This window comes from Pseudopontixanthobacter vadosimaris (assembly GCF_012979275.1).
In the GTDB taxonomy this organism is placed as follows: Bacteria; Pseudomonadota; Alphaproteobacteria; order Sphingomonadales; family Sphingomonadaceae; genus Pseudopontixanthobacter; species Pseudopontixanthobacter vadosimaris.
This window is the reverse complement of the sequence record NZ_JABASZ010000014.1, coordinates 198,893-220,127: the sequence shown is the minus strand read 5'-3', so window position 1 is coordinate 220,127 and position 21,235 is coordinate 198,893. Positions and strand designations below refer to the sequence as shown.

The 21,235-nt window shown below is 62.3% G+C and carries 23 protein-coding genes and 1 tRNA gene; 17 read left to right on the top strand and 7 right to left on the bottom strand.

Features of this window, described 5'->3' with window-relative positions:
- Nucleotides 1–76 precede the first annotated feature (76 nt).
- From HG250_RS03325 to HG250_RS03285, 9 genes are all read left to right on the top strand, one after another.
- The gene (locus HG250_RS03325) at nt 77–1,105 is read left to right on the top strand and encodes an NAD-dependent epimerase/dehydratase family protein (protein WP_170002765.1); all 1,029 of its coding nucleotides are present in this window, start codon (nt 77–79) and stop codon (nt 1,103–1,105) included.
- 119 nt (nt 1,106–1,224) lie between these two features.
- Nucleotides 1,225–2,757: an acyl-CoA carboxylase subunit beta gene (locus tag HG250_RS03320; protein ID WP_170002763.1), complete on the top strand. Its 1,533-nt coding sequence runs from the start codon at nt 1,225–1,227 to the stop codon at nt 2,755–2,757.
- Nucleotides 2,727–3,119 carry a hypothetical protein gene (locus HG250_RS03315; RefSeq protein WP_170002761.1) on the top strand — a complete coding sequence of 131 codons (393 nt, stop codon included), beginning with the start codon at nt 2,727–2,729 and terminating at the stop codon, nt 3,117–3,119. The genes HG250_RS03320 and HG250_RS03315 overlap by 31 nt, the downstream gene beginning before the upstream one ends.
- Complete coding sequence (locus HG250_RS03310; RefSeq protein ID WP_170002759.1) at nt 3,116–3,565, top strand: VOC family protein; 450 nt, start codon at nt 3,116–3,118, stop codon at nt 3,563–3,565. Before HG250_RS03315 ends, HG250_RS03310 begins: the two co-directional genes overlap by 4 nt.
- On the top strand, nt 3,565–4,350 hold the full coding sequence (locus HG250_RS03305; protein WP_170002757.1) for an enoyl-CoA hydratase-related protein: 786 nt from the start codon (nt 3,565–3,567) through the stop codon (nt 4,348–4,350). Before HG250_RS03310 ends, HG250_RS03305 begins: the two co-directional genes overlap by 1 nt.
- A complete protein-coding gene (gene scpA / locus HG250_RS03300; protein WP_420821303.1) occupies nt 4,347–6,503 on the top strand; it encodes a methylmalonyl-CoA mutase in 2,157 nt (718 codons plus the stop codon). Before HG250_RS03305 ends, scpA begins: the two co-directional genes overlap by 4 nt.
- Nucleotides 6,504–6,511: 8 nt before the next feature.
- Nucleotides 6,512–6,922, top strand: coding sequence for a hydrogenase (locus tag HG250_RS03295; RefSeq protein ID WP_170002755.1), 411 nt, complete (start codon nt 6,512–6,514; stop codon nt 6,920–6,922).
- Between the two features lies 1 nt (nt 6,923).
- Nucleotides 6,924–7,934, top strand: coding sequence for a biotin synthase BioB (bioB, locus tag HG250_RS03290; protein ID WP_170003024.1), 1,011 nt, complete (start codon nt 6,924–6,926; stop codon nt 7,932–7,934).
- Between the two features lie 2 nt (nt 7,935–7,936).
- Nucleotides 7,937–9,970 carry an acetyl-CoA carboxylase biotin carboxylase subunit gene (locus tag HG250_RS03285; RefSeq protein WP_170003022.1) on the top strand — a complete coding sequence of 678 codons (2,034 nt, stop codon included), beginning with the start codon at nt 7,937–7,939 and terminating at the stop codon, nt 9,968–9,970.
- Between the two features lie 40 nt (nt 9,971–10,010).
- On the opposite strand, the gene aroB is transcribed toward HG250_RS03285, so the two are convergent.
- Both aroB and HG250_RS03275 read right to left on the bottom strand, forming a co-directional pair.
- Entirely contained in the window at nt 10,011–11,120 is a 1,110-nt protein-coding gene (gene aroB / locus HG250_RS03280) for a 3-dehydroquinate synthase (protein WP_170002753.1), read from the bottom strand.
- The gene (locus tag HG250_RS03275) at nt 11,111–11,659 is read right to left on the bottom strand and encodes a shikimate kinase (protein WP_170002751.1); all 549 of its coding nucleotides are present in this window, start codon (nt 11,657–11,659) and stop codon (nt 11,111–11,113) included. Before HG250_RS03275 ends, aroB begins: the two co-directional genes overlap by 10 nt.
- Nucleotides 11,660–11,817: 158 nt before the next feature.
- On the opposite strand from HG250_RS03275, the gene HG250_RS03270 reads away from it, so the two are divergent.
- Nucleotides 11,818–11,970 (top strand): hypothetical protein, encoded by a 153-nt coding sequence (locus HG250_RS03270; protein ID WP_170002450.1) that lies wholly within the window; start codon nt 11,818–11,820, stop codon nt 11,968–11,970.
- Between the two features lie 76 nt (nt 11,971–12,046).
- Here HG250_RS03270 and HG250_RS03265 read toward each other — a convergent pair whose 3' ends face one another.
- Nucleotides 12,047–12,211: a hypothetical protein gene (locus tag HG250_RS03265; protein ID WP_170002448.1), complete on the bottom strand. Its 165-nt coding sequence runs from the start codon at nt 12,209–12,211 to the stop codon at nt 12,047–12,049.
- A 121-nt stretch (nt 12,212–12,332) separates the two neighbouring features.
- On the opposite strand from HG250_RS03265, the gene HG250_RS03260 reads away from it, so the two are divergent.
- The 4 genes from HG250_RS03260 (at nt 12,333) to HG250_RS03245 (ending at nt 17,382) form a co-directional block, all read left to right on the top strand.
- Nucleotides 12,333–13,880 (top strand): hypothetical protein, encoded by a 1,548-nt coding sequence (locus HG250_RS03260; RefSeq protein ID WP_240956881.1) that lies wholly within the window; start codon nt 12,333–12,335, stop codon nt 13,878–13,880.
- Between the two features lie 18 nt (nt 13,881–13,898).
- Nucleotides 13,899–14,798: a tyrosine recombinase gene (locus HG250_RS03255; protein ID WP_338103857.1), complete on the top strand. Its 900-nt coding sequence runs from the start codon at nt 13,899–13,901 to the stop codon at nt 14,796–14,798.
- Nucleotides 14,799–14,809: 11 nt separating this feature from the next.
- A complete protein-coding gene (locus tag HG250_RS03250) occupies nt 14,810–15,757 on the top strand; it encodes an acetyl-CoA carboxylase carboxyltransferase subunit alpha (protein ID WP_170002747.1) in 948 nt (315 codons plus the stop codon).
- A gap of 122 nt (nt 15,758–15,879) precedes the next feature.
- Entirely contained in the window at nt 15,880–17,382 is a 1,503-nt protein-coding gene (locus HG250_RS03245) for a M48 family metalloprotease (RefSeq protein ID WP_170002745.1), read from the top strand.
- 113 nt (nt 17,383–17,495) lie between these two features.
- Here the strand turns inward: HG250_RS03245 and HG250_RS03240 are convergent, their stop codons facing one another.
- Both HG250_RS03240 and HG250_RS03235 read right to left on the bottom strand, forming a co-directional pair.
- Entirely contained in the window at nt 17,496–17,684 is a 189-nt protein-coding gene (locus tag HG250_RS03240) for a Flp family type IVb pilin (RefSeq protein ID WP_170002743.1), read from the bottom strand.
- Nucleotides 17,685–17,791: 107 nt separating this feature from the next.
- Nucleotides 17,792–17,974 carry a Flp family type IVb pilin gene (locus HG250_RS03235; RefSeq protein ID WP_170002741.1) on the bottom strand — a complete coding sequence of 61 codons (183 nt, stop codon included), beginning with the start codon at nt 17,972–17,974 and terminating at the stop codon, nt 17,792–17,794.
- Between the two features lie 103 nt (nt 17,975–18,077).
- On the opposite strand from HG250_RS03235, the gene HG250_RS03230 reads away from it, so the two are divergent.
- On the top strand, nt 18,078–18,461 hold the full coding sequence (locus HG250_RS03230) for a (deoxy)nucleoside triphosphate pyrophosphohydrolase (protein WP_240956880.1): 384 nt from the start codon (nt 18,078–18,080) through the stop codon (nt 18,459–18,461).
- A gap of 63 nt (nt 18,462–18,524) precedes the next feature.
- Nucleotides 18,525–18,601 (top strand) — tRNA-Arg (locus tag HG250_RS03225).
- 429 nt (nt 18,602–19,030) lie between these two features.
- Here HG250_RS03225 and HG250_RS03220 read toward each other — a convergent pair.
- The gene (locus tag HG250_RS03220; RefSeq protein WP_170002737.1) at nt 19,031–20,005 is read right to left on the bottom strand and encodes a phosphatase PAP2 family protein; all 975 of its coding nucleotides are present in this window, start codon (nt 20,003–20,005) and stop codon (nt 19,031–19,033) included.
- A 221-nt stretch (nt 20,006–20,226) separates the two neighbouring features.
- Nucleotides 20,227–20,628, bottom strand: a complete 402-nt coding sequence (locus tag HG250_RS03215) for a metallopeptidase family protein (RefSeq protein WP_170002735.1) — start codon at nt 20,626–20,628, stop codon at nt 20,227–20,229.
- Nucleotides 20,629–20,736: 108 nt separating this feature from the next.
- On the opposite strand from HG250_RS03215, the gene HG250_RS03210 reads away from it, so the two are divergent.
- Nucleotides 20,737–21,228, top strand: coding sequence for a hemerythrin domain-containing protein (locus HG250_RS03210; RefSeq protein WP_170002733.1), 492 nt, complete (start codon nt 20,737–20,739; stop codon nt 21,226–21,228).
- Nucleotides 21,229–21,235: the final 7 nt, after the last annotated feature.

Genomic DNA, 21,235 nt, shown 5'->3' with positions numbered 1-21,235 from the left:
CGGCCTGTCTGAACGATCCGCAGGGTCATGCGTTCATCCGGCAATGCATCAATGCACAGTTACGAGGAGAAACATCATGGCAGGAACGGTTCTGGTCACGGGCGGTACGGGTTACATCGCAGGCGAATTGATCGGGCAGTTACTGGATAGCGGCTGGAAGGTCCGGACGACGGTCCGCGACATGGCGGCGGGCGGCGGCCGGCTGCGCGGCCGGTTTCCGCAAGCCGGCGACGATCTCGCGATCATGAAGGCGGATCTGCTGTCGGACGACGGCTGGGCCGAGGCGATGAAGGGCTGCGATGCCGTTGCCCATGTCGCCTCGCCCTTTCCGATGGGCGTGCCGAAGGACGAGGATGAACTGATCCGCCCGGCCCGCGAAGGCACACTGCGCGTGTTGCGATTCGCCAGGGAAGCCGGTGTTACCCGCTTCGTGCAGACCTCCAGCGCGGCGGCCATCGCCTATGACCATGACAGCGACCGCACCCATTTCGACCATACCGACTGGACCGATGTGACCGATCCGAAGGTCGCGCCCTATGCGAAAAGCAAGACGCTGGCCGAATTCGCGGCTCGCGACTGGGTACGCGATAATGCGCCGGACATGGTCTATTGCTCGGTCAACCCGGTCGCGGTCCTCGGCCCCGTCCATGACGAGGATCTGTCGACATCGATCGAGTTCGTGAAAAAGGCGCTGGACGGTTCAATGCCAATGATCCCCCATGTCGGCGTGGGCATCGTGGATGTGCGCGACGTGGCTGCGCTGCATGTGAAAGCGCTGGAAGCGGAGGCGGAAAAGGTGAGGGGCGAACGTTTCGCAGCCTCCGGGCCGTTTATCTGGCTGGAACAGATCACCGAGGTGCTCCGCAGCCGGTTGCCGGAGCGCGAAACCCGCAAGGTGCCGACGACCCGGATGCCCGGTTTCGCCGTGCCGATCCTGGCGGTGTTCATGCCGGAAATGCGGCAGTTGAGAACCGAGACGGGCCGGGTCCGGGTGATCGACTCCAGCCATGCCGAGAATGTGCTCGGCTGGACGATGCGCGACTGCACCCAGACGATTGTGGACACCGCCCGCAGCCTGATTGACCAGCGCATCGTCAAGGTCTGACGGCTTCGCGACGCGTGGCGCGGCGGCTATTGACGCTGCACCGCGCCACTCGCTAGGCGATGGGTGTAAGTTTCTTCTCCCATGCCGAACCAAGCGGCATGCCAGCCGCAGGATCGCCAATGTCCGCCAATATCGCCGAAATGGAACGTCGCCGCGCCGCAGCCCGGATGGGCGGGGGGCAGAAGCGGATCGACGCGCAGCATGCGAAGGGCAAGCTGACAGCGCGCGAACGGCTGGACGTGCTGCTGGATGAAGGCAGTTTCGAGGAATACGACCAGTTCGTCGAACATGACGCGGTCGATTTCGGCATGGCGGACCAGAAATTCTACGGCGATGGCGTGGTCACCGGCAGCGGCACGATCAACGGCCGCCTCGTCTATGTTTTCAGCCAGGATTTCACCGTCTTCGGCGGCAGCCTGTCGAAACGCCACGCGGAAAAGATCTGCAAGGTGATGGACATGGCGCTGCGTAACGGCGCGCCGGTCATCGGCCTCAATGACAGCGGCGGCGCGCGCATCCAGGAAGGAGTCGCCAGCCTCGGCGGCTATGCCGAAGTGTTCCAGCGCAATGTGCTTGCCAGCGGCGTGGTGCCGCAGATCAGCCTGATCATGGGGCCGTGCGCGGGCGGCGCAGTCTACAGCCCCGCGATGACGGACTTCATCTTCATGGTGAAGGATTCCTCCTACATGTTCGTCACCGGCCCGGAAGTGGTGAAGACCGTCACCAACGAGGTCGTGACGCAGGAGGAACTCGGCGGCGCGGTAACGCATACGACCAAGACCAGCGTGGCCGATCTCGCTTTCGAAAATGATATCGAGACGCTGCTGCAGACGCGGCAGTTTTTCGATTACCTGCCGCTGTCGAACCGCGAGGGCGTCCCCGAACGCCCGACTGACGATGCCTGGGACCGGGTGGAGGAAAGCCTCGACACGCTGATCCCGGACAATGCCAGCCAGCCCTATGACATGCACGAAATCATCGCCAAGGTGCTGGACGAGGGTGATTTCTTCGAGGTGCAGCCTGCCCATGCCGGGAACATCCTCTGCGGTTTCGGCCGGGTGGAGGGGCGCACGGTGGGCATGGTCGCCAATCAGCCGATGGTGCTGGCGGGCGTGCTCGACATCAATTCGTCGAAGAAAGCCGCGCGTTTCGTGCGCTTCTGCGATGCGTTCGACATTCCGATCCTGACTTTCGTCGACGTGCCCGGTTTCCTTCCCGGCACGGGGCAGGAGCATAATGGCATCATCAAGCACGGCGCGAAGCTGCTGTTCGCCTATGCCGAGGCGACCGTGCCCAAGATCACCGTGATCACCCGCAAGGCTTATGGCGGTGCCTATGACGTCATGGCGTCCAAGCATCTGCGCGGCGACCTCAACTACGCCTGGCCCACCGCCGAGATCGCGGTGATGGGCGCGAAAGGCGCGGTGGAGATCATCTTCCGGCAGGACCGCGACGATCCCGAAAAGATCGCTGAAAAGACGAAGGAATATGAAGACCGCTTCGCCAATCCCTTCGTCGCGGCGTCGCGCGGCTATATCGACGAGGTGATCTATCCGCATTCCACCCGGCGCCGGATTGCGCTGGGGCTACGCAAACTACGCGGCAAGGTGCTGGAGAATCCATGGAAGAAGCATGGGAATATTCCGTTGTGATTGCTGATATGCCAGGGAAACCAGATCTTCGGCTCGTATCGGATGGAGATCCGGACAAAAGCAAGATTTTTGGCGTCTATAACTCACGCCAAGATGAGCGCATCGTGATAGCGCAATCTGAATATTCGGCTATTCAGACAGCCAAGGCCTTTGGGCATGTTCGAACCATTTCAGCATTAGCTAAACAATTCGACAGAAATTTGATTGAAAGGAGATTGGGGCGTACATCGCCTGTTCTTGCGGATTTATTACAATTTGGAGCGCAAGGCAAGATCGAGATGGATTACAGTATGCCGTTTCCAACAGCTCCATCCGCTATTTACATCGATGCCCAGAACAAAAGAGCGAAGAGGCGCTTATGAAGCTCGGCCGTCTCAACCACATCGGCGTCGCGACGCCCTCCATCGCGGACAGCATCGTCTATTACCGCGAGGTAATGGGCGCGACCTACATTACCGACCCGTTCGACCTGCCAGAACAGGGGGTGAAGGTGTGCTTCGTCAACACGCCGACGGACAGCGGCATGAACGGCACCCAGATTGAACTGATCGAGCCGCTGGGCGAAACCTCCACCCTGCGCGCCTTCATGGAGAAGAACCCGCTCGGCGGGCAGCATCATGTCTGTTACGAAGTGGAGGATATCGGGGAAGCGCGCGCGTGGTTCGAAGGCAAGGGCAAACGCATCCTCGGCCCCACGCGCATCGGAGCGCATGACACGCCGATCTTCTTCCTTCACCCGAAGGACATGATGGGGCAATTGACCGAGATCATGGAAACGCCGAAACCCAAGCGAGAGGACATACACTGATGGCCGATTATCAGACAATCCGTTTCGAGGTCGCCGACAACGTCGCCCGGTTGACCCTGAACCGGCCCGAACGGCTCAACGCCTGCTCGCTCGACATGGCGGATGAAATGATGGACGCGCTGGACCGGCTGGACGGCGCCCGTGTGCTGGTACTGACAGGTGAAGGCCGTGCATTCTGTTCCGGGGCCGACCTGGCGGCGCGCGGTGATCGGCCGGTGAATGGCGGTCAGGGCAGTTATGCCGCGCTGGTTACGCGGTATAATCCGCTGATGATGAAGCTGGCGCGGCTCGACATTCCGGTGATCTCCGCCGTCAACGGTCCTGCTGCCGGGGTAGGATGCTCCATTGCATTGGCGGCGGATTTCGTGATCGCGGGCGAATCCGGCTATTTCCTGCAGGCCTTCGTCAATGTCGGCCTGGTGCCCGATGGCGGCGCCAGCTGGATGCTGCCCCGCCTCGTCGGCAAGGCGCGCGCCACGCAGATGATGATGCTGGGCGAAAAGATCGGCGCGGCGCAGGCACAGGACTGGGGCATGATCTACAAGGCGGTTGCCGACGATCAGTTGTCGGGCGAGGTCGATGCGCTGGCGCAGCGCCTCGCCAGTGGCCCCACGGTGGCTTACGGTGCCATGCGCCGCAACCTTCTGACCGCGCTCGACGCCAGCTTCGCCGAGGCGCTGAATGCCGAGGCAGAGGGCCAGCGGCTGGCCGGCTCCTCCGCCGATGCGGCGGAAGGCGGCATGGCTTTCCTCGCCAAGCGCAAGCCTGCTTTCAAAGGGCAATGATGAGCAAGAATGCCACCCCCGCTGACTGGCAGGCCGCCGCCGACAAGGAGGTAAAGGGCCGCGACCTCACCTGGCACACGCCGGAAGGCATCGCGGTAAAGCCGCTGTACACCAGTGAAGATACCGTTGATCTCGACCCCGGCATGCCGGGCTTCGCGCCTTACACGCGTGGGCCCTATGCCAGCATGTACACTGGTCGTCCGTGGACGATCCGCCAATATGCGGGATTCTCGACCGCCGAGGAATCCAACGCCTTCTATCGCCGCAATCTGGAGGCGGGGCAGAAGGGCCTGTCCGTCGCCTTCGATCTGGCTACTCATCGCGGCTATGACAGCGACCATCCCCGCGTCACCGGCGATGTCGGCAAGGCGGGTGTCGCCATTGACACCGTGCGCGACATGGAGATCCTGTTCGACCAGATACCCTTGGATACCATGAGCGTGTCGATGACGATGAACGGCGCGGTCATCCCGATCATGGCCTTCTACATCGTCGCCGCCGAACGTGCGGGCGTGAGCCAGGAGAAACTTGCGGGGACCATCCAGAACGACATCCTGAAGGAGTTCATGGTCCGCAACACCTACATCTACCCGCCCGAACCGAGCATGCGCATCGTGTCGGACATCATCGCCTATACGTCGGCGAACATGCCGAAATTCAACAGTATTTCCATCTCGGGCTACCATATGCACGAAGCCGGGGCGACGGCCGTGCAGGAACTCGCCTTCACCATTGCGGACGGCAAGGAATACGCCAAACGCGCGATGGAAGCGGGGCTGGACATCGACGCTTTCGCGCCGCGCCTGTCCTTCTTCTGGGGCATCGGCATGAATTTCTTCATGGAGATCGCCAAGATGCGCGCCGCCCGCAAGTTGTGGCACGACGTGATGGAAGGCTTGGGGGCGCAGGATGCCAAGTCCAAGATGTTGCGCACGCATTGCCAGACCAGCGGCGTCAGCCTGCAGGAGCAGGACCCCTACAACAACGTCATCCGCACCACGGTGGAAGCGATGGCGGCGGTGCTGGGCGGCACGCAGAGCCTGCACACCAATGCGCTGGACGAGGCGATCGCCTTGCCGAGCGATTTTTCCGCCCGCATCGCGCGCAACACGCAATTGGTGATCCAGGAGGAAACCGGCATCACCCATGTCGCCGATCCGCTGGGCGGCAGCTATTATGTCGAAAGCCTCACCGATGCGCTGGTCGAACAGGCGCGCGTCATGCTCGGCGAAGTGGAGGCGGCAGGCGGAATGACCGCCTATGTCGCCAGCGGGAAGCCCAAGGCCGCCATCGAAAGCGCCGCCGCAGCCAAGCAGGCCAGTGTCGACCGGGGCGAGACGGTGATCGTCGGCGTGAACAAGTACCGCCGCGAAACGGAAGACGAGATCGACACGCTCGACATCGACAATCATGCGGTGCGGGCGAGCCAGATAGCTCGGCTCGAAAAGGTCCGCGCCGCACGCGACGAGGCAGCATGCCACGCAGCTTTGCAGGCGCTGACGGACGGTTCGAAGGGTGGCGGCAATGTGCTGCAACTCGCCGTCGATGCCGCTCGCCACGATGCCACGCTGGGCGAAATTTCCTACGCGATGGAAGATGTGTTCGGCCGTTACGACACCATGCCGACACCGGTTCGCGGCATCTATTCGCAGGCCTATGAAGGCGACGACCGCTACGCGCAGGTCGTGGAAGGCGTGAAGGCGGTGGAACGCCGCCTCGGCCGCGCGCCGAGGCTGATGGTCGCGAAGATGGGGCAGGACGGGCACGACCGCGGCGCGAACGTGATCGCATCTGCCTTAAGCGACATGGGCTTCGAGGTGCTGTCCGGCCCGCTGTTCCAGACGCCGCCCGAAACCCGCGACATGGCGCTGGAGAACGACGTGGATGCCATTGGCGCCAGCAGCCTTGCGGCAGGACACAAGACGCTGATCCCCGAACTGATCGGCCTGCTAAAGGACGCGGGCCGCAGCGACATCAAGGTGATCGCCGGCGGCGTGATCCCTCAGAAGGATTACGACTTCCTGCGCGATGCCGGGGTGCAGGGCATCTATGGCCCCGGCAGCAATGTGGTCGAATGTGCAGCGGACGTGCTGCGCTTGCTGGGTCACAACATGCCGCCTGCGGGCGAGGATCTGGGTGAGGCTGCGGGGTGAACGAGAGCATGGTCCTTCTCGGCGTTTCAGGATTCGTTCTGTTTACGATCGGGTTGCTGCTCGGCTTCCTGATCCCAACTTTTCGCAACGCGAGGATGGGCCTTTCAGCGCACCTGACTGCTGTACAGACAGGACCAGCGCTCATCGGCGTTGCCTTATTCTGGGAACATCTGTCCATTCCTTCTGCATGGTCCGCAGAATTGTCCTCAGCCCTGATAGGTTCGTCCTATGTGCTTGTCGGAGGAATTGCGTTGGCCGCCGCATCAGGCGCTAGCGAAGCACTACCGATTGCCGGCGGCTCCTATCGCGCGAACAGAATGTACGAAGCCGTCGTCTCCCTCCTGGTCAAGGGTAGTTCGATCACCATGGGTTTGACCGCCGTTACCATTTCATTCTTTGCTATTCGTGGAATTGCCTGACTTGAATCTGCCCCGCACCGATTGGACCCGCGAGGAAATCGCGGACCTCTTCGACCTCCCTTTCACCGAGCTGCTCTTCCGGGCGGCAACCGTCCACCGCGAGTTCCATCCGCCCGAGCAGGTCCAGCTCTGCACGCTACTGTCGATCAAGACCGGCGGATGCCCTGAAGATTGCGGCTATTGCTCGCAGTCGGTGAAGGCGGACAGCGGCGTCGAGGCGACCAAGCTGATGGAGGTGCAATCGGTCCTCCAGCGTGCGGCACAGGCCAAGGATCAGGGCAGCCAGCGTTTCTGCATGGGTGCCGCCTGGCGCAATCCCAAGGACCGCGATATGCCCAAGATCGTCGAGATCGTGAAGGGCGTGCGCGACATGGGGCTGGAGACCTGCATGACATTGGGCATGCTGACGCCCAAACAGGCGGATATGCTGGCCGAAGCGGGGCTGGATTATTACAATCACAACATCGACAGCAGCCCTGAATATTACGAGCGCGTCATCAGCACTCGCACGATGGGCGAACGCCTCGAAACGCTCGATAATGTGCGCAAATCCGGCATCAACGTCTGTTCAGGCGGGATCGTGGGCATGGGTGAAACGCGCGCGGACCGGGTCGGCTTCATCCACACGCTCGCCACACTGGAAGCGCATCCCGAGAGCGTCCCGGTCAACGCGCTCGTGCCGGTGAAAGGCACCGTATTAGGCGACATGCTGGCCGACACGCCGCTCGCCAAGATTGACGATATCGAATTCGTCCGCACTGTCGCGGTGGCGAGGATTACAATGCCGCTGAGCATGGTGCGCCTCTCCGCCGGGCGCGAGAGCATGAGCGAAGCCACGCAGGCGCTGTGCTTCCTGGCGGGCGCAAATTCGATCTTCACCGGCGACAAGCTGCTGACCGCACCCAATGCCGGTGACGACAGCGACGAAGCGCTGTTTGCGAAACTCGGACTGACCGCGCTGAAGGGCGAGGAACCCTTGCGCCAGCAGAAGAACCTGGAGCCTGCGGAATGACGATGTTCAAGAAAATCCTGATCGCCAATCGCGGCGAAATCGCCTGCCGGGTCATCAAGACCGCGCGCCGGATGGGCATCGCGACAGTGGCCGTCTATTCCGATGCGGATGCCCGTGCGCCTTTCGTGCAGATGGCTGACGAGGCGGTGCATATCGGCCCCGCGCCTGCTGCCGAAAGCTATCTGCTGGCGGAGAAAATCATCGCTGCAGCCAAACAGACCGGCGCGGATGCGGTACACCCCGGTTATGGGTTCCTGTCCGAACGGGCCAGCTTCGTCGAAGCGCTCGATGAGGCCGGTATCGCCTTCATCGGCCCGCCCGCAAGCGCCATTGCGGCCATGGGCGACAAGATCGAATCGAAGAAACTGGCCGAACAGGCCGGCGTGAACGTGGTGCCCGGCTCCGGCGGTGCCATTGCCGACACGGCAGAGGCGCTCGAATGGGCGAACCGCATCGGCTATCCGGTGATGATGAAGGCCAGCGCCGGCGGCGGCGGCAAGGGCATGCGCCTCGCCTGGAACGATCAGGACGTGAAGGACGGCTTCGAGGCGACCCAGCGTGAAGGGCTGAATTCCTTCGGCGACGAACGTGTCTTTATCGAGAAATTCATCGAAGATCCGCGTCACATCGAAATACAGGTGCTGGGCGACAAGCATGGCAACCTCATCTACCTCAACGAACGCGAATGCAGCATCCAGCGCCGCCATCAGAAGGTGGTAGAGGAAGCGCCTTCGCCCTTCGTCAGCCCCGAAATGCGCCGCAAGATGGGAGAGCAATCCATCGCGCTCGCCAGGGCCGTCGATTACCACAGCGCCGGCACGGTCGAACTGATCGTATCGGGCGCGGACAAGACGGGCGACAGTTTCTTCTTCCTCGAAATGAACACCCGCCTGCAGGTGGAGCACCCCGTCACCGAGGCAATCACGGGGGTCGACTTGGTCGAACAGATGATCCGTATCGCGGCCGGCGAACGTCTGGCGATGACTCAGGACGACGTGAAGATCGACGGCTGGGCAATCGAGAACCGCGTCTATGCCGAAGACCCTTATCGCGGATTCCTGCCGAGCATCGGTCGGCTGGTGCATTACGATCCGCCGGTCGAACCCTGGGCCAGCGATGCCGAAGCCTACGACGGTCGCGGCGTTCATGTGGACGGCGGTGGAATCCGCGTCGATGACGGGGTGCGCGAAGGCGGCGAGGTGTCCATGTTCTACGACCCGATGATCGCCAAGCTGGTGACTTGGGGCGAAACCCGCGACGCCGCTGCCGATCTGCAGGTACAGGCGCTGGATGCGTTTCGCATCAGCGGCGTTGGCCACAATGTGGATTTCCTGTCAGCCATCATGCAGCACCCCCGGTTTCGCAGCGGCGAGTTGACGACGGGCTTCATTGCCGAAGAATATCCCGATGGGTTTACCGGCGCCGCCGCCGACGATCATCTGAAGCGGGAGCTTGCGGCGATCGCGGGCGTCGTCGCCACCGTGGATGAAGATCGCGCCGGCCGTATCGATCAGAAACTTGCCGAACGTACGCCGCCCACAGGCGACTGGACGGTGCGGCTTGGCGGGCGTGATTATGAAATCGTCATGGAAGAAGACGCGATCACGGTCGACGGCGTCGAGATCGAGCTGGCGATGGAATATACACCCGGCGACCGCATGATCGAGGTGGAGGTGGGCGAAAGGACGATGACGGTGCAGCTTGCCCTTATGCGGACCGGCTACCGGCTGACCACGCGCGGCGCGGCGCATGAAGTCCGCGTGCTGCCGACCCGCATCGCCGCACTGGCCGAACACATGATTGAAAAGGTGCCGCCCGATCTTTCGCGTTTGCTGATCTGCCCCATGCCCGGCCTTCTGGTGAAGCTTCATGTCGAAGAAGGCGAAACCGTGCAGCCCGGTCAGCCTCTCGCAACCGTCGAGGCGATGAAGATGGAGAATATTCTGCGCGCCGAAAAGGAAGGGATCATCGCCAGCATCAAGGCGGGCGAAGGTGACAGCCTTGCCGTGGACGAGGTGATACTGGAACTGGAGTGATGGTGGGGCGCCCTGCTACGCCCCAGGTCGCAGGATGGGATCAATGCGCCTGAAGCTGGCTGTCGAGGAAGCGGGCGACGTCTTCCAACGCAACATCGGACGCGACGAAAGCATCGCCGATGCCGCGCAGCAGGATGAAGGGCAGGGTGCCGGCATCCATCTTTTTATCATGACGCATGTGATCCACCAGTCGTTCACCATCGCAGGCGAGGCCCATTGCACTGATTTCCGACGGTAACCCGGCCATGTCGGCCGCGCGGGTTAGCCGGCGTGCGGCCTCGTCCGGCAGAAGCCCGCCCCGCACCGAATAGCGCGCGGCCAGCACCATGCCCAGTGCCACGGCCTCGCCATGCAGCAGGCGATCCGAAAATCCCGTCTCGGCCTCCAGCGCATGGCCAAAAGTATGCCCGAGATTGAGCAGGGCGCGCAGCCCTGCCGTTTCCCTCTCGTCCTTGGCCACGATCGCGGCCTTGGCTGCGATGCTGTGCGCCACGGCCTGTTCGGTGACTTGGCTGTCAAGCCGCAGCACCGCTTCGCCGTGGCTTTCCAGCCAGTCGAAGAATTTGGCATCGCCCAGGACGCCATATTTCAGAACCTCGGCATAACCCGCCCGCAATTCTCGCGGTGGCAAGGTGCCGAGGCAGGAAATATCGGCGAGTACGAGCGAGGGTTGGTGAAATGCGCCGATCAGATTTTTGCCCGCCGCGCTGTTGATCGCCGTCTTTCCGCCGACGGAACTGTCCACCTGGGCCAGAAGGGTGGTGGGCAGCTGCACGAAGCCGCAGCCGCGCTTCAATATGGCCGAGGCGAAGCCGGCCAGATCGCCTACGACGCCGCCACCCAGCGCCACGACGTGATCGCCCCTTTCCACGCCCTGATCCAGCATCCAGTCGGTAAGAAGGCGCAGATTATCCCAGCTTTTCGACGCTTCACCACTTTCGACATCGAACCAGGCGATCTCGTGCCCTGCCTGCATCAGCGAATCGGCCAGCCGGTCTCCATGAAAGTGGCGGGCGTTCACATCGGTGATCACGGGAACGATCTTCTTCCGCAGCAGCGGTGCTGCAACGGATGCCGTCCGGCCCAGCAGCCCTGTTCCGACATGCACCTGATAGGATCGCCCTTCGAGCGCGACGGGAATCACAGCCATCGTTCGATACCTTCCAGAATGCGCAGCGCCGTCGCGTGATGCGGCCCCTCCTCGCTGTTCACGTGGACAGGCGCCAGCCGGTAGATCGGATCGCGCTCTTCCGCCAGCCTGCTCAGGATTGCCTTGGGATCACCTGCACGCAGGAGCGGGCGGCTGTTCCGGCGGGCAGTGCGTCTGACCAGCGTGTCGACCGTCGCCCGGATCCAGACGGTAACGCCCCGTTCCAGGATCAGGGCGCGGGTTTCTGCATCCACGAAGGCACCGCCGCCGGTGGCAATCACCCCGTGCCGTTCCGCCATCAGCCGTGCAATGACGCGTCGTTCCCCGTCGCGAAAATAGGTTTCGCCGTGGCTTGCGAAAATTTCGGATATGCTGCGCTGCGCGGCGGCTTCGATCGCCTCATCCGCATCGATGAAGCCCGTGCCCAGCAGGTGGGCAAGTTTGCGCCCCACGGTGCTCTTGCCCGTACCCATCAGCCCGACCAGAACGACGGGGCGGTCGATCCGCCGGGCCAGTGCGCCAATTTCGGCTGGCGTCATGACGGGCGCTTCGCCGTTCGGGCCGGATGGTGTGAAAGGAGGGGGCATCATGGTCGCCGCAACTATAGATGCTGCTGTGCGAATCGGCTAGGGCGTGCCTGTTTTTGCTTGCGACGAGGTTTGTGCAAGAGATGGCGTTTGAGCGGTTCCGTCGGGGCTTGGGTGGCAATGGTACCATCGGCAGGGGTGCCGCGATGTTGCTGGGTGCCGCGCTGGCACTTCTGCTGCTGTTGATCTATGCATGGTTCGATGGCGGCGAGGAACCCGTTCGCCCGATCACCCAGCCTGTCGATTTGCCGGAGCAGGCATGATGAAGAAGTTTCTCCTGACCACGACATCCGCCGTTCTGGTGGCGGGATCGATGATCGGATTGTTCGGCCCGCAGCTTCAGGCCGCGCCGGAAAGCCTGTTGCCGCCGGTCTTCCGCAATCCAGCGCCCGCACCTACGCCCAGGTCGTCCCCCACACAGGCACCGTCTCCATCGCCGTCACCGGCTCCGCGGCCCGCACCTGCACCATCGCCGTTGCCGACGGCGACGAGTTCACCGGTCATCCAGCAAATCCCGTCCACCCCGGCCTCTGAACCGCAGCGACCGTCCCGCCCTGCCTTCCAGCCCTCGGCCCCGGCGGCTGAACTCCCCGATGGTCTGCCGACCCTGCGTGAGCTGGAGAACATGTCCACCGACGAGCTGGATCAGCTGTTCGGCCTGCGCCCCACGGTGGACATCCCGCCGGGCGCGCAGCGATCGCTGGCGCAGGTCGGCCTGATTGCGCGATCCGAAGGGGGGCTGCCCGCGGCATCGCTGGCGCGCCAGCCAGCGTCGCTCGTTCGGGCCACGCTGGGCAATGTGGACGGGCCGCTGGTCTCGCGCTGGGGGCACATCCTGTTTCGCCGCGCGCTGTCCAGCCGCCTCGCTGCGCCTGCCGGGATGGACCCGGTCGAATTTGCAGCCATGCGCGCCGCTGCCCTGAACACGATTGGTGAACATGCCGTCGCAAGGGCGCTGGTCCAGGATGTCGACACCGCCAATTACAATCCTGCGCTGACCGATGCGGCGTTGCGGGCATATCTCGCCACGTCCGACATAACCGGTGCCTGCCCCGCCGTGCGGCTGCAGAGCGGGCGTGACGATCCGCAGTGGCAGTTGCTGCAGGGGATCTGCAACGCCTTCGCGGGCGAGGGAGCGAGGGCGGAACGCGATCTGAAGCGGGCATTTTCCCGCGGGATTGCACCGCCCATCGACGTGCTGCTGGCCCAGCGTTACGCCGGGGCCGCTGGCCGGAGCCGCCGCGCCGTCAACATCGAGTGGGACGATGTCGACGAGTTGAACCCGTGGCGGTTCGCGCTGGCCAATGCCTTGAACGAGGAAGTGCCCGAAGGGCTGATGACCTCGGCAGGTCCCTATTACGAGCGGGTCGCTGCGACCACGCCGTCCCTGCCGCTGCCGGTCCGGGCGGCGGGCGCGCAGCGGGCGGCCCGCGAAGGCATTCTCTCGTCTGCGGCGCTGGTCGATCTGTATTCGATGATTTACCAGTTGCAGGACATGGACGATCCCTCGGCCGAAATCGCGCGGCAATTGCGGACTGCCTACGTCGGCAACAATCCGGCGGCCCGGCTTGGCGCCATCCGCCAAATCTGGGACAGCGGCGGCGCGAATTACGCAATGCAGGTGCTCACCGCTTATGCCGCAGCCCGGGTCACTCCGGCGGAAGAACTGGCGGACGACGCCTTTCCGCTTATCGCCTCCATGCTGACCGCCGGCCTCGATCGCGATGCGATGGAATGGCAGCCATACGTGCCGCAAGGTGGCGGTGCCTGGGCGCTGCTGGCGGTGGCACAGCCGGACCAGCAGGGATCGATATCACTGGGCGCGCTTGACGAGTTCATCGATGAAGATGCCAGCGATCGGCAGCACAAGTCGCGTTTCCTGGTTGCGGGACTGGCGGGGCTGGGGCGCCTCGGTGCCGATGACGCTTCCGAACTGTCGCAGCGCCTGGGGCTCGGCCTTGGACGGGAAACCAAGTGGAGCCGGGCGATCAGGCAGGCCGGCAGCTATGGTAATCCTGTTCTCGTGTCATATCTGGCCGCGCTCGGTATGCAGGGCGATGGCTGGGAACGCATGACGCCGCGCCACCTGTATAATATCGTCGCCGCGCTGAATGCCGCAGGTCTCGGCGCAGAAGCGCGCATGATTGCGGCGGAAGCCGTGGCGCGCGGGTAGGCGGGCGGCGCATTCTGCATTGGCGGTTCAGCGCGAGGTGGGCAGGATTTGATCGAGGATTTCCTTGCGATGCTTTCCGCAGAACGCGGGGCGGCGGCGAACACGATCGCAGCCTACCGCCGCGATCTGCGCGGCGCGGAAGACATCGTCGGCAATCTGGCGGCGGCGGGTGCGGATGATCTGAAGCAACTCGCCGCTGCATGGCGCGATCTCGCCCCCGCAACGGTCGCAAGAAAATCTTCCGCCTTGCGGCAATTCTACGGCTACCTCCTGGATGAGGGAACGATTTCTGCCGATCCCGGTCCTCACCTGCCGCGCCCTGCGACCAGAAGACCGCTGCCGCGCATCCTCGATCATGCGCAGGTTTCGGCCTTGTTCGAACAGGCGGAAAACGAAGCGAAGGGCGATCTTCCGGCGCCTCTGCGTACCCTTGTCATGCTGGAACTGCTCTATGGCTCCGGCCTGCGGGCGACGGAACTCGTGTCGCTGCCGCTATCTGCGGTGCCGCGCGACGCGCCGTTCCTGACCGTCACCGGCAAGGGCGGGCAGGCGCGCATGGTGCCGGTGAGCGGACGGGCGGTGGAGGTTCTGTCCCGCTGGATACCCGTGCGGCAGACTGGTTCGGCCTATCTCTTTCCATCGGGCAGGCACCATCTCACGCGCGTGCGCCTGTTCCAGCTGTTGAAGGAACTGGCCACCCGCGCCGGGATACCTGCGGCGCAGATAAGTCCGCACGTCCTGCGCCATGCCTTCGCCACTCATCTGCTCGAAGGCGGCGCGGATCTGCGCGTCCTCCAGACCCTGCTCGGCCATGCGGACATTGCGACGACGCAGATCTACACCCATGTCGACAGCGCAAGGCTGGTCGCGCTGGTCAATGAGCGGCATCCGCTTGCGGATCGCCCCCTTTCGGACTAGCGCCACCGCCCATGAAAACATTCCTCGACTTCGAAAAGCCGGTTGCCGAACTGCAGAACCGCATCGCCGAACTGCGCAGTGCTGCAGAGGGGGACGATGTCGATATCAGCGAAGAATTGCAGCGCCTCGAACTGAAGAGCGCCGAACTTCTCGCCAGCACCTATCGCAGCCTTACCCCGTGGCAAAAAACGCAGGTGGCGCGCCATCCGCTTCGCCCGCATTTCCGCGACTATGTCGAACATATCTTCGACGATTTCATGCCGCTCGGCGGAGACCGGACCTTTGGCGAGGACGAGGCAATTCTGGGTGGGTTCGCCAGGCTGAACGGGCGCCGTGTCATGCTGATCGGACATGAGAAAGGCAACGATACGCAAAGCCGCATCCGCCACAATTTCGGCATGGGCAAGCCGGAAGGGTATCGCAAGGCGATCCGGCTCATGGAAATGGCCGGGCGCTTCGGCCTGCCGGTGGTGACACTGGTCGACACTTCGGGCGCGTTTCCGGGTATCGAGGCGGAGGAACGCGGCCAGGCCGAAGCCATCGCCCGTTCGACGGAGGCCTGCCTTGCATTGCCGGTGCCCATGGTCGCAACCATCGTGGGCGAGGGCGGCTCGGGCGGTGCAGTGGCGCTTGCCAGTGCGGAACGGGTGCTGATGCTGGAACATGCCGTCTATTCCGTCATATCGCCCGAAGGATGCGCCTCGATCCTCTGGCGAACGGCGGAAAAGGCACCCGATGCGGCCGAGGCGATGAAAATCACCGCGCAGCAACTTGCGCAGATGAACGTGATCGACCGGATCATCAAGGAGCCGGTCGGCGGCGCGCACCGCGATCCGGCGGCCGCAGCCCATGCTCTCGGCACCGCGATCGCCGAGGAACTGGATGCGCTGATCGGCAGGCCCGCCGATGAATTGCGGCGGATACGCGAAGATCGCTTCCTCGCGATCGGCGCGAATTAGGCTCCGGCTTCCGCAATCTGCCAGAATGGCGGGAACCAGACCTGCTCCCGCACGCTTTTTTGCAAGGAACACCACGGCACGGGCGGGGCGGTACGTCGTGCGCTTCACGGAGGAATTATTCGATGAGCTTCAGCAAGACAGATTTGCCCAGGAAGATCGCCCCCAAATTCATGGCGCTGGCATCCAGTGCCGCCCTGGCCCTTTCGCTCAGCGGCTGTGCCGCTGTTGGCGGCGGAAACATCCCCAGCGCCAATACTCCGATCAGTCAGTCCGAAGCGCAGCAGGGCGCAGAGGCCGATCCGCAGCTGCTGGCCGAATTCGGCGGCCGCATGACCGGGCGTCATGCCGATTATGTCGAGCAGGTGGGCAAGAATATCGCCGTTCAATCCGGGCTGGGCAATGCGCGCGAGGATTTCCAGGTGCGTCTGGTTAATTCCAGCGTCAATAACGCCTTCGCGATCCCCGGCGGCTATATCTACACCACCCGCCAGCTTGTCGCGCTGATGAACAATGAAGCGGAACTCGCGGCCGTGCTGGGGCATGAGGTCGGACACGTAGCCGCCCGTCATTCGCAGCGCCGCCAGGCTGCATCGCAGCGCAACACGCTGGCCGGAGCAGGCCTGGCCATCCTTTCGGGCGTGCTTCTGGGCGACACGGGTCTTGGTGACACATTATCGCGCGGATTTCTTCAGGGATCGCAGCTGCTTACCCTGAGCTTTTCGCGCAATCAGGAGCTTGAGGCGGACAGGCTGGGCGTTCAATATCTGAATTCCGCCGGATATGATCCGCGCGCGATGGGCATGGTTCTCGCCAGCCTGGCGGCGCAGAACGCGCTGGATGCGCAGATCCAGGGCCGTAGTGCCACCATCCCGGAATGGGCCTCGACGCATCCCGATCCGGCGAGCCGGGTGCAGAATGCATTGCAGATGGCGCAGGGCACCGGCATCCTCAGCCGCGATACGTTCCTCAACAATATCGACGGGCTCGTCTATGGCGACGATCCGGCGCAGGGCGTCATCGAGGGGCAGCAGTTCATCCATCCGGATTTCCGCCTGAAGTTCACCGCTCCCAACGGGTTCTACATGGTGAATGGCACGCGGGCGGTTTCAATCAACGGACAGAGCGGCCAGGCGCAGCTTACCACCGGCCAGTATAACGGTAACATTGAAACCTATGTGCGGCAGGTATTCGCCGCGCTGGGCGGCCAGCGACAGCAGATCACGCCGCAATCTATCCGGCGCACGACAATTAACGGCATTCCGGCAGCCTATGGCACGGCGCGGGTGAACGCGCAGGGCGGGGCAACGGATCTGACGGTTTTCGCCTATGAATTCGGCAACAACCAGGCCTTCCATTTTCAGGCGGTCGCACCGGCCGGACGTGCGAATGTCTTCGGGCCGATGTTCAATTCGATGCAGCGAATCAGTCAGTCCGAAGCCAATGCGATCATCCCGCGCCGGCTCGATATCGTGACGGTCGGTGCTGGTGACACGGTGCGCACGCTTGCCAGCCGGATGGCCTATCCCAATGCACAGGAAGCACGGTTCCGGGTGCTGAACGGCCTGTCCTCCAGCGATGTGGTGCAGGCGGGGCAGAAGGTGAAGATCGTGGTTCGCAGCCGCTGAGTCCAGCGGCAACGGCGCTTTTGAAATTTTCTGTATCAGCAAGGCAAAGAAGAACGGCGGGGATTGCTCCCCGCCGTTCTGATTTTGGCGGTTTATTGTTCTTCGCCACCCGATCATGTTGTACCCTCGCCCCTTTCGCCCTTTTCAAGTTGGGTGCTTACATCGTTGAAAGTGCTGCTGAGCTGGTCACCGAGGCCGTTCATAGCTGTAATCGCTGCAACAGCGATAAGAGCAGCAATCAGGCCGTATTCAATTGCGGTCGCGCCCTGCTCGTCGGCGACGAGATTCTTGAAAAACTTCATGTGGTGTCTCCTGGTTCAGTCTTCGTGTCCCCGCTCTCACCGTCCTGGGCCAGAGCAAATCCGGTATTAGGGTAGACTTCTTTACAAGATGTAAAATCCGCCGACCCTTATTTCATTACCGCTGAAGTCTCATCGCGTACGGTCGCCCACAACCCATCTTTCTCATCAGCTAACGATGACATGGCGGAAATGCAGGCTATTACGATAAGGCTTACTATCAGCCCGTATTCGACTGCTGTTGCGCCGGAATCGTCTTTCCCGACTTCATTCAGGAGTTGTGACAATTTCATCCAACTTCCCTCGAATTCGGCCTGATCAGACTGGTTCTGACTCAGAACATTTAACAAGAAGTTGAAGCCTGCGATGAAAGTGAAAGAAAAGCCGACACGGGTGATGGTCGTTGCAGCTGCGATATTCGATCAAGACGGCCGCGCGCTGATGCAGCAGCGGCCCCGGGGCAAGCATCATGCCGGCCTGTGGGAGTTTCCCGGTGGCAAGGTAGAGCCGGGTGAAACCCCGCAATCTGCTCTTGTTCGCGAACTTGCCGAAGAGCTGGAGATTGTCGTTGATCCAGCAGAACTGGTGCCCGCCGGTTTTGCCGATAATGGAGAGGACGGGCAGGGCCGCCCGCTTGTCATACTTCTTTACAGCCTGTCCCGATACGATGGCGTGCCACGTTCGACCGAAGGAGCGGAGCTTGCCTGGCACGGTCCGGAAACCCTGCACCACCTGCCGCTGCCGCCACTGGACCGGTTCCTCGCCTCGCGGCTGTTTTGACGAAAAGAGCGCGCAAGGGGATTGCCAAGCGCGAGCATCGCCCATATAGGCCGCGGCTCCAAGGCGCCCGTAGCTCAGCTGGATAGAGTACTTGACTACGAATCAAGGGGTCGGAGGTTCGAATCCTTCCGGGCGCACCATAATCCCAACACATAATAGGCGATGGCGGATCGCATAGTTGCAGCCTGCGCTTTCGCTGGTCGCCACCTTGCTCGCTCGGCACTTGTGCGTGGACGGGCCTCGCCGGTTCATCCATCAGGGCGGCATGGGAAAAGCCACGATCTACGCATGGGGGAGTTACGACAGAAGCAAACCGTGCGTACTACTGCTCCTTGCCGCGTTGCGCCGGCGGGGAGTGCTGGCCGGTAAGATCGAGATCGAAGCCTGGCGCGGCGTAAGGGACAAGGCGCTGATGAAACGGTCGCAGATCATCAGGGAAGCGTTCCGGAAATTTCTGCTTCGCCTAGCGCCGAATGAAGGTCAGGCTGGCTGCTGCCGCCACCAGTTGGGCAATGGTGATGACGACGCGCGACAGGAGCGCCTCGACCAACGGAAGCCTGCGTTGCATGTCACAAATCCGTGAACAGCGCTCCGGATGGCGGCACCGTTGCGGGACGGTCCGCGCGCGCGGCGAGATGCAAATCCCAGCGCGCTATCACGATGTGCGACACCCGCCAGAGGACGGTGACCAGGATTACCGATACGAGGCCGTCCACGGCATAATGATACGCCAGGTGGACCGAGGCGATCCAGATGGTGACGAACAGGGCGAAGAACCAATGTCCGGCGTTTCGCGACACGCGCCGTATCGCCAGCCAGAACAGGAAGGCGATCGCGACATGCATGGACGGCATGGCCGTTATGCCGGCCCCTGAACCCGGTCCGTTCGCGAGATAGGTCTTGAGCAGGATCTCCTGAACATGCAGCACCACGACCGGTATCTGTTCGTCCGCCGCATTCAGATAAGCCATCTGTTCCGAGAAGCGCGGATCACCGGTCACAGCTTCGAGGAAGCATGGCCCGACGCTGGCCATGCCGCTGGCGAGAAGAAACCCGCCGACGAACCACGTCAGCATGAAGGCGAGCAGATATTGTCTGCGGATGCCCTCGGTCCGCCTGACATACAGGAAGATCAGTGCGCCGGGATAGATCAGCCCGAACCACGCGTGATAGATGACGGCCAGTGCTGCGGTGACGATCGGAAAACCCACTATCGGTTGCAGCAGGCGCCAGGGATCCGTTCCGAAAATTGCCCGGTCCCACTGGATCAGAACAGGATCCCAGTCATAGGGGTTGAGCAGCGGTATCAGCGGTTTCAGCAATGCGAACAGCGGGAGAAATGCGATATACAGTAGGAGCAGGGGGAGCCTTGCAACGAACAGCTCCAGCATGACCGGGTCGGAATATCTGCTCCAGATGAAAGCCGCAGGGCTTGTCGGGCGGTTTCTGTAAAGCAGATAGCTGAAATCGCAGATCACGAACAGCAGGAAACCCTTGAGATAGATATCCAGATTGGTGATTATCGAGGAGACCGGAAACGGCATCCCATAGCGCGACAGCAAGATTGCGCTGATTGCGAGGATGAAAAGAAAGCACGCATATACGGGAAGTTGCGGGTTGCTGCCGGCAGCAGGGAGGGCGGGCTGAAGTTGGTAGTAGATCCGCTTCATCGCACGCCTCGCCTTCTCGAACTGCGGCTAGCGCATCGTAGTTAAGAAGAAGTCAATTCGGTTGCTAATCCCGCGCTTCTTCAGGGCAGTCGCGATCAATCGGCCTCATCCTCCAGCTGGTGCATGTCATCGTCCGAGAAGCCGAAATGATGCCCGGCCTCATGCACGACCACGTGATGGACCAGGTGCTCCAGGTCGACGCCGGTTTCCTGCCATTCACGCAGCAACGGTTTGCGAAAGAGGGTGATGGCCGGCGGCATGTCGGAATGGTCCCACACCGATTTGTCGGGCAGCGGTCGCCCTTCGTAAAGGCCAAACAGGTGCCAGCGATCGTCGATCTCCACCGCACCGAGCTGCTCCGGCGTGGCGAAATCGGCGACCCGGAGGACGATATCGGTAAGATGCTCGCGAAAGCGGGCGGGTAATCTGGCGAGGGAGCGTTCGGCCATGGCCTGCATCTGCGCGATGTCCGGCAAAGCGGTCGGTTGATTGTCCATCCGGGACATATAAGCGCTGCCTGCCGCCATGCCAGAGCATCTGCCCACGCCGCGGAACTGCCCCTGCGCCGGCGGGTTGTGAATGCAAGCAACAAGGAAACGTCCAGAATGACCGACAGCACCGACATCTTCGATCGCCTGAAACAGGATCATGATCGCCATCGCGATCTGCTCGACAAGATGGCGGGCACCAAGGGCGAGACGGACCGGCGCAAGACCCTGCTGGAGGAATTTACCAAGGAGGTGAAAAGTCATGCGGCGGCGGAGGAGCAGGCGCTTTATTCCACCATGCTCCGCAAGCCGCCGACGACGGATGAAACCCGCCATTCGGTGGCAGAACACCACGAGTTGGACGAGGCGCTGAACGATCTGGCCGCGACCGATATGTCATCCGACGAATGGATGGAGAAGTTCAGGCAGCTGGATCACGATTATCGCCACCACATCAACGAGGAAGAGGAAGATCATTTTCCGGATTTCGAAAAGCACCTGACGTCCGAGGATGAACAGCACATGCGGGCCGTGTTTGACCGGCGCAAGGAAGCCGAACGTGCATCCGCCGAAGTGACTCCTGAAAAGAAGGAAGATGCCAAGGAGTGAGTTTTGC

Excerpts from the sequence above, each read along its gene's own strand:
- HG250_RS03325 (WP_170002765.1), top strand. The coding sequence starts at position 77 with ATGGCAGGAACGGTTCTGGTCACGGGCGGTACGGGTTACATCGCAGGC.
- HG250_RS03320 (WP_170002763.1), top strand. The coding sequence starts at position 1,225 with ATGTCCGCCAATATCGCCGAAATGGAACGTCGCCGCGCCGCAGCCCGG.
- HG250_RS03315 (WP_170002761.1), top strand. The coding sequence starts at position 2,727 with ATGGAAGAAGCATGGGAATATTCCGTTGTGATTGCTGATATGCCAGGG.
- HG250_RS03310 (WP_170002759.1), top strand. The coding sequence starts at position 3,116 with ATGAAGCTCGGCCGTCTCAACCACATCGGCGTCGCGACGCCCTCCATC.
- HG250_RS03305 (WP_170002757.1), top strand. The coding sequence starts at position 3,565 with ATGGCCGATTATCAGACAATCCGTTTCGAGGTCGCCGACAACGTCGCC.
- scpA (WP_420821303.1), top strand. The coding sequence starts at position 4,347 with ATGATGAGCAAGAATGCCACCCCCGCTGACTGGCAGGCCGCCGCCGAC.
- HG250_RS03295 (WP_170002755.1), top strand. The coding sequence starts at position 6,512 with ATGGTCCTTCTCGGCGTTTCAGGATTCGTTCTGTTTACGATCGGGTTG.
- HG250_RS03285 (WP_170003022.1), top strand. The coding sequence starts at position 7,937 with ATGTTCAAGAAAATCCTGATCGCCAATCGCGGCGAAATCGCCTGCCGG.
- aroB (WP_170002753.1), bottom strand. The coding sequence starts at position 11,120 with ATGGCTGTGATTCCCGTCGCGCTCGAAGGGCGATCCTATCAGGTGCAT.
- HG250_RS03275 (WP_170002751.1), bottom strand. The coding sequence starts at position 11,659 with ATGACGCCAGCCGAAATTGGCGCACTGGCCCGGCGGATCGACCGCCCC.
- HG250_RS03265 (WP_170002448.1), bottom strand. The coding sequence starts at position 12,211 with ATGACCGGTGAACTCGTCGCCGTCGGCAACGGCGATGGTGCAGGTGCG.
- HG250_RS03260 (WP_240956881.1), top strand. The coding sequence starts at position 12,333 with ATGTCCACCGACGAGCTGGATCAGCTGTTCGGCCTGCGCCCCACGGTG.
- HG250_RS03250 (WP_170002747.1), top strand. The coding sequence starts at position 14,810 with ATGAAAACATTCCTCGACTTCGAAAAGCCGGTTGCCGAACTGCAGAAC.
- HG250_RS03245 (WP_170002745.1), top strand. The coding sequence starts at position 15,880 with ATGAGCTTCAGCAAGACAGATTTGCCCAGGAAGATCGCCCCCAAATTC.
- HG250_RS03240 (WP_170002743.1), bottom strand. The coding sequence starts at position 17,684 with ATGAAGTTTTTCAAGAATCTCGTCGCCGACGAGCAGGGCGCGACCGCA.
- HG250_RS03235 (WP_170002741.1), bottom strand. The coding sequence starts at position 17,974 with ATGAAATTGTCACAACTCCTGAATGAAGTCGGGAAAGACGATTCCGGC.
- HG250_RS03230 (WP_240956880.1), top strand. The coding sequence starts at position 18,078 with ATGGTCGTTGCAGCTGCGATATTCGATCAAGACGGCCGCGCGCTGATG.
- HG250_RS03220 (WP_170002737.1), bottom strand. The coding sequence starts at position 20,005 with ATGCCGTTTCCGGTCTCCTCGATAATCACCAATCTGGATATCTATCTC.
- HG250_RS03215 (WP_170002735.1), bottom strand. The coding sequence starts at position 20,628 with ATGGACAATCAACCGACCGCTTTGCCGGACATCGCGCAGATGCAGGCC.
- HG250_RS03210 (WP_170002733.1), top strand. The coding sequence starts at position 20,737 with ATGACCGACAGCACCGACATCTTCGATCGCCTGAAACAGGATCATGAT.